This is a genomic window from Streptomyces sp. NPDC001822 (assembly GCF_042892135.1).
Lineage (GTDB): Bacteria > Actinomycetota > Actinomycetes > Streptomycetales > Streptomycetaceae > Streptomyces.
Genome location: NZ_JBIATW010000003.1, coordinates 328,475 through 344,143 on the forward strand (window position 1 = coordinate 328,475; position 15,669 = coordinate 344,143).

At 69.2% G+C, this 15,669-nt stretch carries 13 protein-coding genes and 2 pseudogenes; 5 read left to right on the forward strand and 10 right to left on the reverse strand.

The window, feature by feature from the left end:
• Positions 1-233: 233 nt before the first annotated feature.
• The 3 genes and pseudogenes from ACFYY2_RS09485 to ACFYY2_RS09495 all read right to left on the reverse strand — a co-directional run.
• On the reverse strand, positions 234-809 hold the full coding sequence (locus ACFYY2_RS09485) for a class I SAM-dependent methyltransferase (protein ID WP_388739355.1): 576 nt from the start codon (positions 807-809) through the stop codon (positions 234-236).
• Positions 806-1,033: a hypothetical protein gene (locus ACFYY2_RS09490; protein ID WP_388740072.1), complete on the reverse strand. Its 228-nt coding sequence runs from the start codon at positions 1,031-1,033 to the stop codon at positions 806-808. Before ACFYY2_RS09490 ends, ACFYY2_RS09485 begins: the two co-directional genes overlap by 4 nt.
• A gap of 97 nt (positions 1,034-1,130) precedes the next feature.
• Positions 1,131-1,364, reverse strand: a pseudogene (locus ACFYY2_RS09495) (NUDIX hydrolase); the annotation flags it as partial.
• 1,166 nt (positions 1,365-2,530) lie between these two features.
• Here ACFYY2_RS09495 and ACFYY2_RS09500 point away from each other — a divergent pair.
• Positions 2,531-2,911 (forward strand): peptidoglycan-binding protein, encoded by a 381-nt coding sequence (locus tag ACFYY2_RS09500; RefSeq protein WP_388739359.1) that lies wholly within the window; start codon positions 2,531-2,533, stop codon positions 2,909-2,911.
• 226 nt (positions 2,912-3,137) lie between these two features.
• Positions 3,138-3,500, forward strand: a complete 363-nt coding sequence (locus ACFYY2_RS09505; RefSeq protein WP_388739363.1) for a hypothetical protein — start codon at positions 3,138-3,140, stop codon at positions 3,498-3,500.
• Positions 3,501-3,561: 61 nt separating this feature from the next.
• Here ACFYY2_RS09505 and ACFYY2_RS09510 read toward each other — a convergent pair whose 3' ends face one another.
• Both ACFYY2_RS09510 and ACFYY2_RS09515 read right to left on the reverse strand, forming a co-directional pair.
• Complete coding sequence (locus ACFYY2_RS09510) at positions 3,562-4,686, reverse strand: DUF6183 family protein (RefSeq protein ID WP_388739366.1); 1,125 nt, start codon at positions 4,684-4,686, stop codon at positions 3,562-3,564.
• 1,068 nt (positions 4,687-5,754) lie between these two features.
• Positions 5,755-6,264, reverse strand: a complete 510-nt coding sequence (locus tag ACFYY2_RS09515) for a winged helix-turn-helix transcriptional regulator (RefSeq protein ID WP_388739369.1) — start codon at positions 6,262-6,264, stop codon at positions 5,755-5,757.
• Positions 6,265-6,372: 108 nt separating this feature from the next.
• Between ACFYY2_RS09515 and ACFYY2_RS09520 the strand changes: the two genes are divergently transcribed.
• Together ACFYY2_RS09520 and ACFYY2_RS09525 are read left to right on the forward strand one after the other, a co-directional pair.
• Positions 6,373-7,158, forward strand: a complete 786-nt coding sequence (locus ACFYY2_RS09520) for an SDR family oxidoreductase (protein WP_388739371.1) — start codon at positions 6,373-6,375, stop codon at positions 7,156-7,158.
• Between the two features lie 25 nt (positions 7,159-7,183).
• Positions 7,184-7,543: a nuclear transport factor 2 family protein gene (locus ACFYY2_RS09525; protein ID WP_388739374.1), complete on the forward strand. Its 360-nt coding sequence runs from the start codon at positions 7,184-7,186 to the stop codon at positions 7,541-7,543.
• 287 nt (positions 7,544-7,830) lie between these two features.
• On the opposite strand, the gene ACFYY2_RS09530 is transcribed toward ACFYY2_RS09525, so the two are convergent.
• The 5 genes and pseudogenes from ACFYY2_RS09530 to ACFYY2_RS09550 form a co-directional block, all read right to left on the reverse strand.
• Positions 7,831-9,354 (reverse strand): aldehyde dehydrogenase family protein, encoded by a 1,524-nt coding sequence (locus tag ACFYY2_RS09530; RefSeq protein ID WP_388739377.1) that lies wholly within the window; start codon positions 9,352-9,354, stop codon positions 7,831-7,833.
• A 122-nt stretch (positions 9,355-9,476) separates the two neighbouring features.
• A complete protein-coding gene (locus tag ACFYY2_RS09535) occupies positions 9,477-10,730 on the reverse strand; it encodes a GAF domain-containing protein (RefSeq protein ID WP_388739380.1) in 1,254 nt (417 codons plus the stop codon).
• 212 nt (positions 10,731-10,942) lie between these two features.
• Positions 10,943-11,887, reverse strand: coding sequence for an MIP/aquaporin family protein (locus ACFYY2_RS09540; protein ID WP_388740043.1), 945 nt, complete (start codon positions 11,885-11,887; stop codon positions 10,943-10,945).
• A 234-nt stretch (positions 11,888-12,121) separates the two neighbouring features.
• Positions 12,122-12,970, reverse strand: coding sequence for an enoyl-CoA hydratase/isomerase family protein (locus ACFYY2_RS09545; RefSeq protein WP_388740048.1), 849 nt, complete (start codon positions 12,968-12,970; stop codon positions 12,122-12,124).
• A 276-nt stretch (positions 12,971-13,246) separates the two neighbouring features.
• Positions 13,247-13,468, reverse strand: a pseudogene (locus ACFYY2_RS09550) (GNAT family N-acetyltransferase); the annotation flags it as partial.
• 189 nt (positions 13,469-13,657) lie between these two features.
• Here ACFYY2_RS09550 and ACFYY2_RS09555 point away from each other — a divergent pair.
• Positions 13,658-15,658: an NAD-binding lipoprotein gene (locus ACFYY2_RS09555; protein ID WP_388739385.1), complete on the forward strand. Its 2,001-nt coding sequence runs from the start codon at positions 13,658-13,660 to the stop codon at positions 15,656-15,658.
• Positions 15,659-15,669 lie beyond the last annotated feature (11 nt).

Consider the following 15,669-nt stretch of genomic DNA (forward strand, 5'->3'; position numbering starts at 1 on the left):
CGAACAGCGCGGCACGCACGGCTGCCGGGGTCGAGGGCGCGTAGTCCCGCCACCTCGCCGAGAGCCTTGATGTCGGGGCCGGTCGCCGGGATTGCCCAGTCCCGTTGGTCCAGTTCGAACGGCTGAGGTGTTCTGGTGAGCCGGTGGGCGCCGCAGGTGTTCCGGATTTCGGCAGTGTCCTTCTCGGTGGTCACCGAGTCCTCCATGGCAAGGGGATGGCTGGGGGGCAGGGGTCAGGGGTGCAGGGAGTAGCAGCGGAGCACGTCAAGGTCGGCGGTGTGGACGGTCGACCAGCCGGAGGTGAGAGCCTCGGCCTCGGCCGGGCTGATCCCGAGACCTCGGCGGGGATCGGTGTCCTCGCGGCGTCCGGCGATCTCGGTGACCACCCAGAACGTCCCGCCGGGAACAAGAAGATGGCGGACGCGGTTGAGGAAGTCCGCTTTGTCCTCCATCCACCGGTAGACCAGGCGGCAGGTGATGACCGCGTACGCGGGCTCCGGAAGTGCCGTGAGGTCGCTGCCGGTGATGTCGGCGCACCGCCACGACGGACCGGGGGCGGGGCCTTCGTCCTGGGCGGCGGCGAGCGCGACGGCGCTGGGGGAGATGTCGATGCCGGTGGTGCGGTATCCGAGCTCGTGGTGAAGGTGGCGGGCAAGGGCGCCGTCGCCGCAGCCGATGTCGAGGGCCGGGCGTCCGCAGCCGGGGCCGAGGAATGTGTCCATCAGCCGGTATTCAGGGCCGTCGAGTTGCCGGTAGCGGCGGCCGCCTGCCCAGAACGGTTCCCAGTACGCGGCGGTCGAGGTAGTCATGAGGCTCCTTCACGGGCGGGTGGCACGGCGGTACGCGCGGGCGGGACGGGCATGTACCGCAGGGCGCGGACAGGGGAGACGAGCAGGAGGATCACGGGGACGATCTGGAGGACCGCCCCGACGGTGAGGGTTCCGCGGACGCCGAGAGGGAGGACCAGGGCGCCGGCAGCCGCGGTGGCCAGGGGCCGGGCTCCGGCGGTCACCGTGGTGCTCGCGGCCTGCATGCGGCCCTGGAAGCAGGGCTCGCACAGGATCTGCCTCAGGGACCTCTGGCTCGTCCCGGAGGCTGTCGCCCAGAACAACCATGAAGGCGGCGCCGAGCACCCGCTCACCGTCCGCCGCGTGGAAGTGGAGCAGTTGGCAGAAACGCAGGCGGTCGGGGCTGATGTGTATGCCGACTTCCTCGGCGAGCTCGCGTACCGCTCCGTCGTCGAGGAACTCGCCATGCTCAAGGCGCCCTCCGACGACCGTGAGCATCCCGGGGGAGTGCCACGACGCCGCCTGGTGCCGGACGGTCAGGACTGGGCCGTCGGCGGGACGCTGGAGCAGGACCATGACGTTCCCGATGCTCCGGTGGACGGCGCTCACGGGGTCGGCCCTCCCTCATGAGCCGGTCCAGGGTCCGCCGGCCCCGGGTAGTGAGCTCGGCGTCGCAGTTGTCCGGCCCCCCGGCCAGGCAGTTGACCGCGTCCAGCCCGGTCAGGCAGCGCAGCGAGTGGCGTTCGGCGTCCGACAGCTGCCGACCGTAGGACCGGAGGAACGCCTTCTCGCGGACCGGATTGTCGGTCCGCCGGGTGGTCGCGATGATGACGAAGTCCTGGACACGTGCCGTCGGCCGAGACCGTTCGAATGGGGTTGCCTCCGGTTCGTCCGCGCTCGGCTGTGCTGCTGTGTTGCCCGAGGTCAAGTCGATCCCCCTGTCCGGTCGTCACGGCTGGTTCGCGAGGCTCAACGACGCAGCCCTCGATATCGAACACACGTTTTTCGGTCGGACCTGAAGTCCCGGGATAGAGCGTTCGAGGAACCGTGGAAACTGCACCGACCCGGCTCCTGCAACGGCACTGCCGCCACACGAGGTTGGCCGAATCGCCGAGGTTCCCAGGCGCCGTACGCCCCCGGGCTCGCTGGTGCGAGTGGGGCCAGTCGGGGAGTTGTGGAGTGCGGGGCTTCCGGTACGCCACGACCCTCGTGGAGCTGACTGTGCACGTGCTCGGTGGCGCCATCGAGCGACACATCCCGGAGGAACCTTCCTTGGGCCGAGCGGAGGACGACGACCCGTGGCGATCACTGATGGCGACATCGCGGAGTTGCTCACCGCCGGCCGGCCAGGCCCGCGAAGGACGAGCCGGACCACCACCACCTGGATTTCGGCTATGTCTTCGCGAGGGCTGACACCGAGGTCGGGTGTATCCAGGAGTCCGAGGCGGCCGGTGCTGCCTGGTACCCGCTGGATCTGGCGGAGCGCGTCGTGGGGCCAGCCCCGCATCGCGCGGGCAGTCACCGCATCGACCGGTATCAGGTAAGCCTTCCACCACTGGCAGCTCTCGTGGTCGGCTGAGGGGCGGGGACATGTCGCGGTGGCGTGTTGTGGGCCGGGTGAAGCGGCGTGTGCTCTTGTGCGCCCCTTCGGAATACCGCCTCTGCGGCTGGTGCGGAGATAGCTTGGTTGCCGAATATCCCAAGTGGCGGGCCGGGCCCGCCGGACTGCAAGGAGTGCTGGCTTGCTGAAGCGTGCGGGGTTGTCGGTGGCTGCGGCTGCAGTGCTCGCAGGGGCTGTGGTGCCGGTTGGTCTGGCGAGTGAGGCGTTCGCCGCTGGTGCCATGGCGGGCGTGTGCAACTCGTCGGTTGACGGTACGTACTGCGGCTACTACTCGGGGTCGGCGTACACCGATCGTGGTGATGCGGGGGCCAAGGTGAAGGAGATCCAGGCGCTGCTGATCCAGCATCACGGCTACTCGGTGGGACCGACGGGTGTGGACGGATACTTCGGGGCGGGGACGGAGTCGGCGGTGAAACGACTCCAGAGGGGCCACGGGTTGAAGGCCGACGGCATCGTGGGTGCGAAGACGTGGGACCGGCTGCGTGGGGAGCCGTTGGATTGATGAGGGCGATCCTCTCCGGCTTGGCCCCCGATGCTGACGGCCGTGTGTGCGACGGCGGCCCTGACGCCAGAGTCCTCGTGGCGGTCCTCAGCTCCGGGTGTCACACGGTGCGAGGAGACTGGCGAGCTCAGCGATCGCCCCCGGGGACGGCTTGACCTAGCGTCGGACGGGGTGAGTCAGCGGAACCTGTCGGCCCATGACAATGCGCCGCCGGTACGGTCAGTCCGTGTGCACCTACGCTTTCGTCCACTACAAGTTGCACTACGCGTGCGTGTCGTGCCGGATCAGCTTCAAAAGGCATCCCAGCGAAGCCGGACACACATGCCCGCGCTGCACCGGGCTGCTGCTGTGTGCCGGCCACGACTTCGCGGCACCCCGACGTCGCAATCGGAAGGCATGGTCGGTCGTCGCCGTGGTCCTGAACGCCGGGCTGCGCTACGAGGGCTTCGCGCCATGCGGTTGCGGGCGGGAGCCGAAGTTCCGCCCTCGAACCCGTGCCCAGCTGCGCGCCCGCCGCATGGTCGCCGCTCGCACCGGCGCCCCGCTCGCCGAGCTGCTAGGCCAGGCCGACCCGCTGGAGACACGCTGAACCCGGAAGGGTTCACGCAGCTTCCTTGGCCCGGCTCCTCGACGCACGAGCAGTTGCCGACTCAGTCGGTGTCGGTCGCAGCGAGCACGGCCAGGCGTCGTCGACCTGGGGAGACTGCGGCCAGACCGATGTCCCAGGCCACCTGCTCAAACCATTTGGTGTCGGCGCCGAAGCCGTGCCAGACGCAGTCCCGCACGTGCGCCTCGACCTCGGCAGCGCTGGCTCCCTCTGGGCTTTTGGCCAGAGCGGCCAGGGACTGCCAGGCCGCCAGACGGCCGTAGGCACCGTAGGAGCCCGAGCTGTACGCCCCTCCCGTTGACGCTGCGGCGAAGAGCACTCGCCATGCCTGGGCCGGCGGAAGGACGGCAACTGACAGCGGGATCTTCTTCCCCGCCCCGTGCAGACACTCCAGCCCCAGCGCCAGGAGCACGGCCGGGACGGAGTCGGCGTCCAGGTTTTCAGCGAGGTCGAAGGTGCGCGCCTCGATGCGTCCGTTGGACTCCTTGGCGCAGTTCGCTACGGCCGTCCCCATCGCGGTGGCGGTGGCCGGGGTCGTCGTCTCCTCCGCCGTCGGCACACGCGCGTCGGCGTTCACCGCCAGTTCGCGGCTCTCCGACGGTCCGTACGGCATCGCGTGACTACCGCCGCGGACGCTGTAGCTCGGCAGATCCGCGTCCTCCTCCATACCGGATGGCATCAGGGGCAGCCAGCCCAGCGGGTGATGACTCCAATGCGGCGACATCGCCCAATCCGCGATACCCGGCACCTCCCCGACGACCACACCTCTGAGAACCAGCTCATGGACCAGACAGGCCCGAAGCTCCTCCGAAGCCCGGCCGGCGAACGCCGCCACCAGGTCCGCCGGCTCATGGCTGGAAGCCAGCAACGAGGCCGTGTAGCGATCCAGCTTCCTGCCGGAGACCTCAGCCAAGGAGACCAGCCGCAACGCCTGGGTGACATTGTCGGGGCCAGCGGTGGTGGCCAACAGCCGAAGCAGATGGTCGAAGACACTTCGGTACTGCCATATCTGCCCCCCGGTGCCGTATGTCCTGGCGAGAGCGATGCCGAGGTCAGCAGCAAAGGCAGCATCCCCTTGCGCGACCCGGCCATCGGCCATCGCCCACACGCCGGTGACATCCGCCAGCTCCGGCAACTCCGTCACGATGTTCTGTATCTGATCGGCCACGCCCAGAGCCTAGGCATCCGGCCGCCCCTTCACATCTCATAAAAACCCTCTCCAGGAGCAAGCGCGGAACAGCTGCCGGGGCGGCCGGGCTCCCGATCGGGTCTCAGAACCGCACTCACCCAAGTGATGACGAACTCACGTTCCGGAAATGGCTTGTGAGAGGACTTCGGGCGGGACGACGGCCCCCAGGACACCCCCGGAAGCGACGCCGACGACGTCGATGATCAACGGGCCCTTCGGCGGCGAAGCCCTGGCCACCGCCATCCTCGACCGACTCCTCCACCACTGCGAGTCGTTCCGATCAACGGCCTCGGCTACCGGCTCAAGAACCGCCTCACCGCCATCGAAGGAGACGTCGGCGTCGCCTGACGGACTGCCGCACCATCAAGGACCAGATGGTGAACTCCTGCCCCGGGCCTGCCTGTCCAGGTACTCGATCAACCTGGTTTCGCTCCGCTTAATACGCTCCTGTTGATCGTCGGGCAGCGATGCCAGCGCATCGACGAGAACTCGCTTACGGGGAACATGAACCATCGCGCCGGAGTAGATCCTGCAGCCGGAACACCACGCGAACCCGATGCACCGCTCAAACATGGAAGACTCAGGCGGATGGAAGCGGTAGTGGTACGAGCGGGCAGGCGTCCCGCAGGCCGCACAGATCCGCCGATCCCCCTCGGGTACCGTCTCCCAGGCCGCGACCTTGCGCCATCGCCACCGTTCGCCGGGCGCTCTTCACATCGTCATGCGAAGCATTCTTCCTCATGATGAGCCGCCATGGCATCACGTCCCGGCCCCTGCGCTCAGGTCTGCACGTTCACTCGTCATTACCATTGCACTTCAACTCGTACGCCGACAGGCGATCCTGCGGTGCTTCACCCAGAACGCATCCCACCCCGCCTACGCGGCGATGCCGGAGGCCGGCCGTGCGCAGAAGATCATCTCCGTGGCCCGTGTTCGTGCTGTGCCTGCCGATTCTCAGCGACCAGCCGCTGCTGCGAAGCCGGTCAGGTGTAGCCCGTGCTCGCGGCCCTGTTCAAGGCTGTACGAGGCTCTGCTGGGCGGGCAGCCTCACGCCTCTTCCGCGGGAATGGCAGGCCGCACCGCGTAGCGGCTGCGCATCGCGTCGCTGGCTGCGGGGCCCGCGGCGAAGACGTAGGCGGTGCTGTCGTCGAGTCGGCGGCCGGTGTTGGCGTCGACGACGACGGGCTCGACTTCCTCGCCGCTGTGGGCGTCGACGAGGATCATGCTGCGCTCCGCCGCTGTGAGCCGGGCATTGCCCCACGCGGCCAGGGCGACGATCACCGGGCGCAGCGAGCGTCCGAGTTCGGTGAGTACGTACTCGTGCCGGACGGGACTGGTCTGGTAGGGCCTGCGCTCCAGCAGGCCGTCTGCGACCAAGGTCTTCAGCCGGGTGGTGAGCATGCTGGAGGAGATGCCCAGGTTCTCCTGGAAGTGGTCGAAGCGGGTGTAGCCGTCGAAGGCGTCGTGGAGGATGAGCAGTGTCCACCACTCGCCGACGTGTTCCACCGTCGTGGACAGTGGGCACTCCCGGTCCTCCAGCCTGATCCGGCTTGCCATGGCGACCATCCCCTCAGTTACTGCTAAAGTCGAAGTTAGTAGGTTCTATTTTAGCAGTAGGGGCGGGAGTGGTGCCTTGAACGCCCGCACCATGGAACGGAGCACACCGTGACCACATCCACCAGCGAATCCCTTGAAGGCCGACGCGCTCTGGTCACCGGCGGCACCAAGGGCACCGGAGCCGCGATCGCCCGACGGCTCGCCGAGGCCGGCGCGACCGTGCTGGTCACCGCCCGCAGCCGCCCCGACCGCGTCGAGGAGGGGATGTTCATCACCGCTGACCTGTCCACCATCCAGGGCGCCGCCCATGTCGCCTCTGAGGTAGAAGCCCGCGTGGGAGGCATCGACATCCTGGTCAACACCCTCGGTGGATCGGAGGCGCCGGCAGGAGGATTCGCCGCGCTCGACGAGGACGACTGGGCCAGGGAACTGAACACGAACCTGCTGGCCGCCGTCCGTCTGGACCGGGCACTTCTGCCACACATGATCGCTACGGGCAAGGGCGCGGTCGTACACGTCACCTCGATCCAGCGCCGCATGCCGCTGTGGAACGGCACCCTGGCCTACGCCGCCGCCAAGGCCGCCCTGACCACGTACAGCAAGGGCCTGGCCAACCAGGTCGCCCCGCACGGCGTCCGCGTCAACACCGTCTCGCCCGGCTTCGTGCAGACCTCGGCCGCCGACAACCTCGTCGCCCGGATCGCCCACGACGCCGGCATCGGCCAGGAAGCGGCGCTGGGCCGGCTCATGGACTCTCTGGGCGGCATCCCGCTCGGCCGACCCAACCGGCCCGAGGAGGTCGCCGAGCTCGTGGCCTTCCTCGTTTCCGACCGCGCCTCGGCCATCGTCGGCGCCGAACACGTCATCGACGGCGGCACCACCCCCACCGTCTGAATCCGCCACCACCATCAGGAGCGTCATGCACGACAACCAGCCCCGGACCATCAACCCGGACGACCTGCCCGAGGTGATCGCCCGCTACCTCGCGGCGCACCGCGCCCACGACACCGCCACTGCGGTCACGACGTTCACCGACGACGCCACGGTGATCGACGACGGCAACACCTACCAGGGCAGCGCCGCAATCGAGCGGTGGCTGGACCGGGCCGCCGGCGAATTCACCTACACCATCGACCTGACGAATGCTCAGGAGGTAGACACAGCACACTACATAGCCACACACCATCTCGAAGGAAACTTCCCCGGCGGCACCGTCGATCTCCTCTATCGGTTCACACTGCGCGACGACCTCATCGAACACCTCTCCATCGAACCCTGAGGCCGCTCCCACGCGCCTGCCCAGCCACCCGACAGGAGCCGGCCCTGAGCGCTGATTCTCGGATCATGTTCGGAGTCGGATGACGAGTGCTGCGAGCGTGACGGTTCCGCGGTGGATGCAGGCACGTTTCTCGTAGTGCGCGGCTATGGCACGGATGCTTGTTGAGGCCGTTGACGGTGCGGTCGACGGTGTTGCGTTTCCCCGCACTTCGCCTCATGGCCTGGAGGTACGCCGGGAAGGGCGCCTGACGGGTCGAAGCCCCGGGTCAGGCGCCCTTTCGCAGGTGTCTAGAAGAAGCCCAGCTTCTTCGGCGAGTAGCTCACCAGCAGGTTCTTCGTCTGCTGGTAGTGCTCCAGCATCATCTTGTGGTTCTCCCTGCCGATCCCCGACTGCTTGTATCCGCCGAACGCCGCGTGGGCCGGGTAGGCGTGGTAGCAGTTGGTCCAGACCCTGCCCGCCTTGATGGCCCGGCCCGCCCGGTAGGCGGTGTTGGTGTCGCGGGTCCAGACGCCTGCCCCGAGTCCGTACAGGGTGTCGTTGGCGGTCGTGATCGCGTCGTCGAAGTCCGAGAAGGACGTCACGGCGACCACCGGTCCGAAGATCTCCTCCTGGAAGACTCGCATCCGGTTGTCGCCCTCGAAGATCGTCGGCTGGACGTAGAAGCCGCCCTCCAGCTCGCCCCCGTGCTCGACGAGCTGACCGCCTGTCAGAATCTTCGCCCCCTCCTGCTGTCCGATCTCCAGGTACGAGAGGATCTTCCGCAGCTGCTCGTCGGACGCCTGCGCACCGATCATCGTGCCGGTGTCCAGCGGGTGGCCCGGGACGATCTGCTCGGTGCGGGCGATGGCCGCCTCCAGGAACTCGCTGTAGTGCCCGCGCTGGATCAGCGCCCGGGACGGGCACGTGCACACTTCGCCCTGGTTGAGGGCGAACATGGTGAATCCTTCGAGGGCCTTGTCGCGGAAGTCGTCGTCCAGCGCCCACACGTCGTCGAAGAAGAGGTTCGGCGACTTCCCGCCCAGTTCGAGCGTGACGGGCTTGAGGTTCTCCGAGGCGTACTGCATGATCAGCCGCCCCGTCGTGGTCTCGCCGGTGAAGGCGATCTTCGCGACCCGGGGACTCGACGCGAGGGGCTTGCCCGCCTCCGTGCCGAATCCGTTGACGATGTTCACGACGCCGGGCGGAAGCAGATCCGCGACCAGGCTCATCCAGACGTGAATCGAGGCCGGGGTCTGTTCGGCCGGCTTGAGGACCACCGCGTTGCCCGCGGCCAGCGCCGGCGCGAGCTTCCAGGTGGCCATCAGGATGGGGAAGTTCCACGGAATGATCTGACCGACCACACCCAGCGGCTCGTGGAAGTGGTACGCGACGGTGTCGTCGTCGATCTCACTCAGCGAACCCTCCTGGGCGCGCAGCGCACCGGCGAAGTACCGGAAGTGGTCGATCGCCAGCGGAATGTCCGCCGCGAGGGTCTCGCGCACCGGCTTGCCGTTCTCCCAGCTCTCGGCGACCGCCAGTTCCTCCAGGTTCTCCTCCATGCGGTCCGCGATCCGGTGCAGGACGGTGGCCCGGTCGCCCGCGGAGACCGCTCCCCAGGCCGGGGCCGCTGCATGGGCCGCGTCCAGTGCGCGCTCGACGTCCTCCGCGGTCCCGCGCGCGATCTCGGTGAACGGACGGCCGTTGACGGGGCTCGGGTTCTCGAAGTACCGGCCACCTGCCGGAGGGACGTAGGCCCCGCCGATCCAGTGGTCGTAGCGGGACTCGTACGAGACGATGGCACCCTCGGTGCCCGGCGCAGCGTAACGGGTCATCTCTGTGGCCTCCCGGATCCGGTGCCGCCCGCCGTTGGACAGCCCTCGGCCCGAGGCTAGGCAGCGGCACGTTGCAACGCCGTTGCACGGAGCGCCGGTGAGCGGTGCCTGCGGGGCGGGCCCTACGCGCGCTGCTCCGCGTCGAGTCCCCGGGCCCTCGCCAGCAGGGCCGCGCGCCGCTCCGGAGGAGCCGCCGCGGCGAGAGCCCGCCACACCGGGAGATCCTCGGTGCCCCACGGGCTGTACGCCCAGTCGGCGAGCAGGCCGGGGTCGCCCCGGGCGATCAGCGCCGCCCGCAGCTGGTCCGCGATCCTGCGGCGCAGCCGGACGACGGCGGGCGCCTGCGAACGCGGCAGCAAGGGGCCTGCGTACGCACCGAGGGCCGCCGCCACCGCACCGGAGTCCAGCCTGCGGGCGACCGTGTCGAAGTCCGCGTCCACGGGCGCGCGCAACCGGTACGGGCGTGAGCCCAGCGACTCGGGTCCCAGAAGCCGGCGGAGCCGGGCGAGTTCGGCCCGCAACGTCACCGGGGGCACGGACTCGGCCTCGTACAGCTCGATCAGCAGTTCGTCGCCACCGAGCCCCTCGGGGTGAAGGGCGAGCGTGACCAGGATCTCGCTGTGGCGTCGGCTGAGCCGGATCCTGCGCCCGCCCAGCACGAGGAGGGCCTCGTCCCTGCCGAGCGCGGAGAGCCGCACCGCGGCCCGGGCGGGTTCCGGTGCGACGAGCGCGAGGTGGGACTCGGCGGCCCGGGCCACGGCGTGGACGAACGCCAGACTGTGCGGGTGCGCGAGCCCGTTGCCTCCGGTGATGTCGACGGCGCCGAGCACCCGGCCGGTGTGCGGGTCGTGCAGCGGGGCCGCCGCGCACGTCCACTGCTGGACCGGCCGCAGGAAGTGCTCGGCGGCGAACACCTGGACCGGGCGGTCGACCGCGAGGGCTGTGCCGGGCGCGTTCGTGCCGGCCTCCGACTCGGCCCAGCGGGCGCCCTCCACGAAGTTCATCCGCTCCGCCCGCCGGCGTGCCCTGGCGTGCCCCTCCACCCACAGCAGCCGGCCGTGCGCGTCGCAGACCGCGAGGAGATGCTCTCCGTCCATCGCGTAGGCACCCATGAGTTCCCGGATCATCGGCATGACGCGTGCCAGCGGATGGGCGTCCCGGTACGGCCCGAGTTCGTCCGCGGGCAGTTCGACCAGGGCCGCACCGTCCGGGCTCACCCGTGCTCGGGCCGATCGTCGCCAGGACTGGCCGACCACGGACCGAACCGGTGTCTCCAGCCTGCCGCCAGAGGTGAACACCTCATGTGCGCGGCGCAGTTCACCGAGCCGGGCGCCGGGGTCGGCGTCCGCGGGCAGTGCCACCCAGGGGTCCGTCAACTCACCCTCCCGTCCCTGCCGGCGTGGCTCCCATCGTCGGGCCAGGGGGCGTCGGCGACAAGCACCGGGCACGGGGGAATCGCCGTCGGCGCACCCATGCGGCCCGTGCCCGCCGCGGGTGCGATCCCGCATCGGTCGGCAGCCGGACCGCTGGGTTTCTGAGACCCGGCGGGCCAGGCGGGCCAGGGCGATGCAGGACCGCGTGCGGGGTGTCAGTCCTTCGAACTCGTCACGGGCCGGGTGCAGCCGACCTCCGGCGGTTTGGCCAGCTGCGTACGGGTGAACAGGACGTCCCCGACGAAGAGGTCGTAGAGCAGCACCCCGACGACTCCGCCGACCAGGGGCGCGACGAGAGGAATCCAGAAGTAGTCGCTGAAGGCGCCCTGCAGGGTGCCGGGCAGGGCGAGTTCCTGCCAGCCCAGCGCCCAGGCGAACAGGCGAGGGCCCAGGTCGCGCGCCGGGTTGATCGCGTATCCGGCGTTCGCGCCGTACGACAGGCCGATGGCGGTGACCGCCAGGCCGATCAGGACCGGTCCCAGTGAGACCCTCACCGCGGGGTTGCGTAGGTCGATGATCGCCATCACGAACATGAGCATGAAGGCGGTGCCGACGACCTGATCGACGAACGGGCCCCAGATGCCTCCGTCGAAGTACGCCGCGGGGAAGGTGCCGAAGATGGAGAAGGTGGCGAGGGTGTGGCCGTTCGTCTTGGGCCCCTTCATCGCCAGGTCCAGCGCGTTGATCGCGTCGTGGTAGACCGCGTACACCAGCGCGGCACCGGCGAAGGCGCCGACCACCTGGGCGGCGATGTAAGGGACGACCTTCGGCCAGGGGAAGCGGCGGCGTACCGCGAAGGCGAGGGTGACCGCCGGGTTGAGGTGCGCACCGCTGACGCCTCCGGCGACGTAGACGCCGAACGTCACGGCCAGGCCCCAGCCGAGTGAGGGCACGATCCAGTCGCCCGCCGCCAGGAAGCTCGTCGTGGGTCCCGCGGTACGTCCCGAGCCGGGCAGAGCCGCGACCACCATGGCCGCCACTCCGCAGCCGAAGGAGATCAGGACGAACATGCCGAGGAATTCCGCGAGGCACTCGCCGAGCAGCCCTCCTCGACGTTTCAGCCGTGAGGGCTTGATCAATGGGGGGATTTCAACAGCCATCATGACTCCTAGGGGACTGACTGACCCGGCCGGCCGGGTCACCGGCGGGTGCTCACCTCAGCGCGTCGTGCCGGCTCGACGCGCACGCACGGGGTGCCGGCACGACGCGCACGCTGCGCGGCGGAGCGGACGTCATGAGGTAACGGGGCGCCGACGTGCCGGGGCACCCTCCGCGACCCGGGCGACGACGTCGGGAGGTCCGGGCGGGCCGACGACGCCCGCCCGGGAGGAGGGTTACTGTCCTTCGCCGACGGCGCGGTACTGGAAGCGCGTCACCCAGTGGGGGAGGTCGCGTTCCAGTTCGCTTCGCTGCTGGAGACCTGCCTCGAACAGCTTGCCCGCGACGTGCTGCTGCGCGGGGCGGTTCACCGCGGCCCAGAACGCGTCCATCTGGTCCTTGAACTCGGCGTCCGGCCTCAGGGTGGCGACGTTCACGAAGCGCTTGATGTCCCTGATCGTCTGCAGGTCGAAGGAGGAGATGCGGGACGCCAACTCGTCCACGAAGGAGTCGAGTTCACCGTCGGGGAAGGAACGGTTCACGTATCCGTACTGCTCGGCGCGTGCTCCGTCCATATCGAGGCCGCCGTAGAGGATCTCGAAGGTCCGGCCCCGTCCGACCAGTCCGGGCAGGCGTGTGGCGGGACCGCCGCCCGCGATGGCGCTCATGCCGATCTCGAACTGACCGACGATCGCCTTCTCGCGGCTGGCGAAGCGCATGTCGGTGGCGAGCAGGAACTCACTCCCCGCGCCGCGCGCGATTCCCCTGATGGAGGAGATGGTGGCGAAGGGAAGTTTGGTGAGACGGGTCAGGAGCGCCGTGTAGGGATGGACTTCTTCCGGGTGGGCGAGGACGTGATCGAGTTCGTCCTTGGCCGACAGGTCGTAGTGCGCCATGAAGAATTCGGGGTCGGCGCTGTCGAAGACGATGACGGCGACGCGGTCGCTCTTCTCCGCACGCGTGAAAACCTCGTTGAGTTCGCTCGTCATGGTCGAGTCGACGAGATTGACCGGAGGATTGTTGAAGGTGACGCGCCACAGGGTGGGGGAGTGTTCGGTCAGGGTGAACCGGGTGGGGGAGGCCATGGAACGCGACGCTAATACCCGATGTCCGTGCCGGATCAGAGACTCGCCCAATGACATGCAGAGTCGTGTTGTCACACGAATTCCAGCCGTGTGAACCTTTTTCATGAGCACGGGAACGCCTCCCGGTGGACTTCGTACGTCAGCTGCGCGTGCCCGCTTCGGAGCGAGGGGAACGATCGGCCGGAGAAAGCTTCTTTTCCAGAACAGTTCATCGCGCCAGGTGCCGTCGGCGTGGAAATGGTCGTGGGCGATGCCCCAGGGGCTGAATCCGTGCTTGCGGAGGATCGCCTGGGACGCGAGGTTCTCCAGTTGGGTGTGCGCCTCCAGGCGATGGAGCCGCAATTCCTCCTCGGCAATGCGCAATGCGAGGGCGACGGCACGGCTCGTGCGCCCGTGTCCTTCGTGCAGGGACGAGACCCAGTAGCCGAGGCAGCCCTTCTGGAACGGCCCGCGCAGGATGCAGCTGATGCCGATCTGGCCTTCGCACCGGGTGCGCACATCAGGTCGTCAGGCCCGGCCGTGTTCCCTGCCGGACCGGGTCCGGCACCCCGTACCGACGTCGCCGACGCACTTCGTCCGCCGGTGCGCCCCCGCCGACCCGCACGTGCCCCTGGCAACGCATCCCGAAAGGATGAACCCCGGCCGGATATCCACGTGCCGGGGACACCGATTACTCACGCTGCTGCTGTGCAGAGGACAAGAGGTGGTACCGACCGGCGCCTTCACGCCGGCAGCGCCCGGGTGGGCAGGCAACGACAGCCCAAGCGCGTTCCGCCGAGCGCGGTGCGCCAGAAGCCCGAGGACCTTCACCGGCTTCCGTGGACCGATCACGCGCGGTACTGGTTCGACAACACGTTGACCGGCGGTGTGGCCGCCCTCATCGGCTGGCTCGCGGTCGCCTGCCTGGCCATCGTCGTGCCCGTGAGCTCCGTCCTGGTGTGGACGGACGACAGCGCGCCTCCCGCGCCGTGGGCGAAGGTCGCGGCGGTGTGGCGGACCGTCGGGCAGACGCTCCGACTGGGCGGCGAGGTCGGTTCACCCCTGCGCATCGCCCTGTCCGTACTGCTGGCACTGGTGGCCCTCTTCTACGTCTCCACCCTCGTCAGCCTCATCACCACGGCGATCACCGAGGAACTCATCGCGCTGCGGCTGGGACACTCCACGGTGCTGGAGCGGGGACACACCGTGGTGCTCGGCTGGTCGGCGCAGATCCACACGGTGGCGGCCGAGCTCGTCGCCGCCGACACGAGCGGGCGGCGCAGAGCGATCGCGGTGCTGGCCGACCTGGACAAGACCGAGATGGAGGAGGAACTGAGCGCCGAGGTGGGTGACACCGGGCGTACCCGGATCATCTGCCGGAACGGACGTGCCACCGACCCGGTGGCACTCGCACGGGTCAGCCCCGGCACGGCCGACGTCGTCCTGGTGCTTCCCCGGGACGAACCGGACGAGGACGCGGAAGTCGTGAAGACCCTCCTGTCGCTGCGGGCGTTGGTCGGCGACGACTGCCGTGTGAGGATCGTGGCCGTGGTGCGCGACGAGCGCTACCGGCTCGCCGCCCGGCTTGCCGCAGGAGCGAATTCGGTGGTAATCGAGGTCGACGACATCACCGCCCGCCTGGTGTCACAGTGCGTGCGGCAGCCAGGGCTCTCTCTCGTCTACCAGGAGCTGTTCGACTTCGCCGGGGACGAGTTCCACGTCGTCGACGCCCGGGCGCAGGCCGGTCGCACCTTCGGGCAGGTGGTACCGGCCTATCCCACCGCCAGTGTGGTGGGCCTGGTGGGGGCGGACGGAGCGGTGCGTCTGAACCCGGCACGCGACTCGGTCGTCCGCCCCGGTGACAGGCTCGTCGTCATCGCGCGGGACGACGGCACGGCGTCGGCGACCGGCATGCCGGTCGCCTTCGACGAGTCGGTGATCGTGTCGGGCCCGGTGACGCCGTCGCGGCCCGAGCGGCTGCTCCTGCTCGGGTGGAACCGCAGAGCGCGGCGCATCGTCGACCACCTGTCGGGGCACGCGACGGCAGGCACCGTGCTCCACGTGGTGACCGAGAACACCGAGGCGGCGCGGGAGGAGGTGCGGAGCGGGGCCGCCGAGGCCACCGGCCTGCAGGTCGCCTTCCACCGCGGAGATCCGACGCTGCCCGGCACGGTGGACGCCCTGACACCGTCCGCATATGACGGCGTCATCGTCCTGGGGGCCGACCACCCGGCCGGGACCGGATCCCCGGACGACCGGGCACTGGTCACCCTGCTGCTCCTGCGCGCCCTCGAACAGGGATCGGGCCGCCCGGTCTCCGTGGTCACCGAGATGACCGACGACCGCAACAGATCGATCGCACCGGTGGGCCCGGGCGCCGACTTCGTCGTCAGCGGCAAGCTGATCGGGCTCCTGATGGCGCAGATCTCCCAGAACTGGCTCCTCGCCGACGTGTTCGAGAGCCTGCTCGCCCCAGGCGGAAACGGGATCCACCTCAGACCGTCCGGCGACTACGTCCGGGAGGGCGGCCACGCCTCGTTCGCCTCGGTCGTGGAATCGGCTTCGCGGCGCGGGGAGTGCGCCATCGGATTCCGGACCCGTGACGGTGCGCGGGACCGTCCGGGCCATCGGGTCCACGTGAATCCCTCCAAGGCGACCGTCCGCCGGTGGAGCGCGGACGACGACGTCATCGTGATCACGGCGCGGTGACACACCACGGC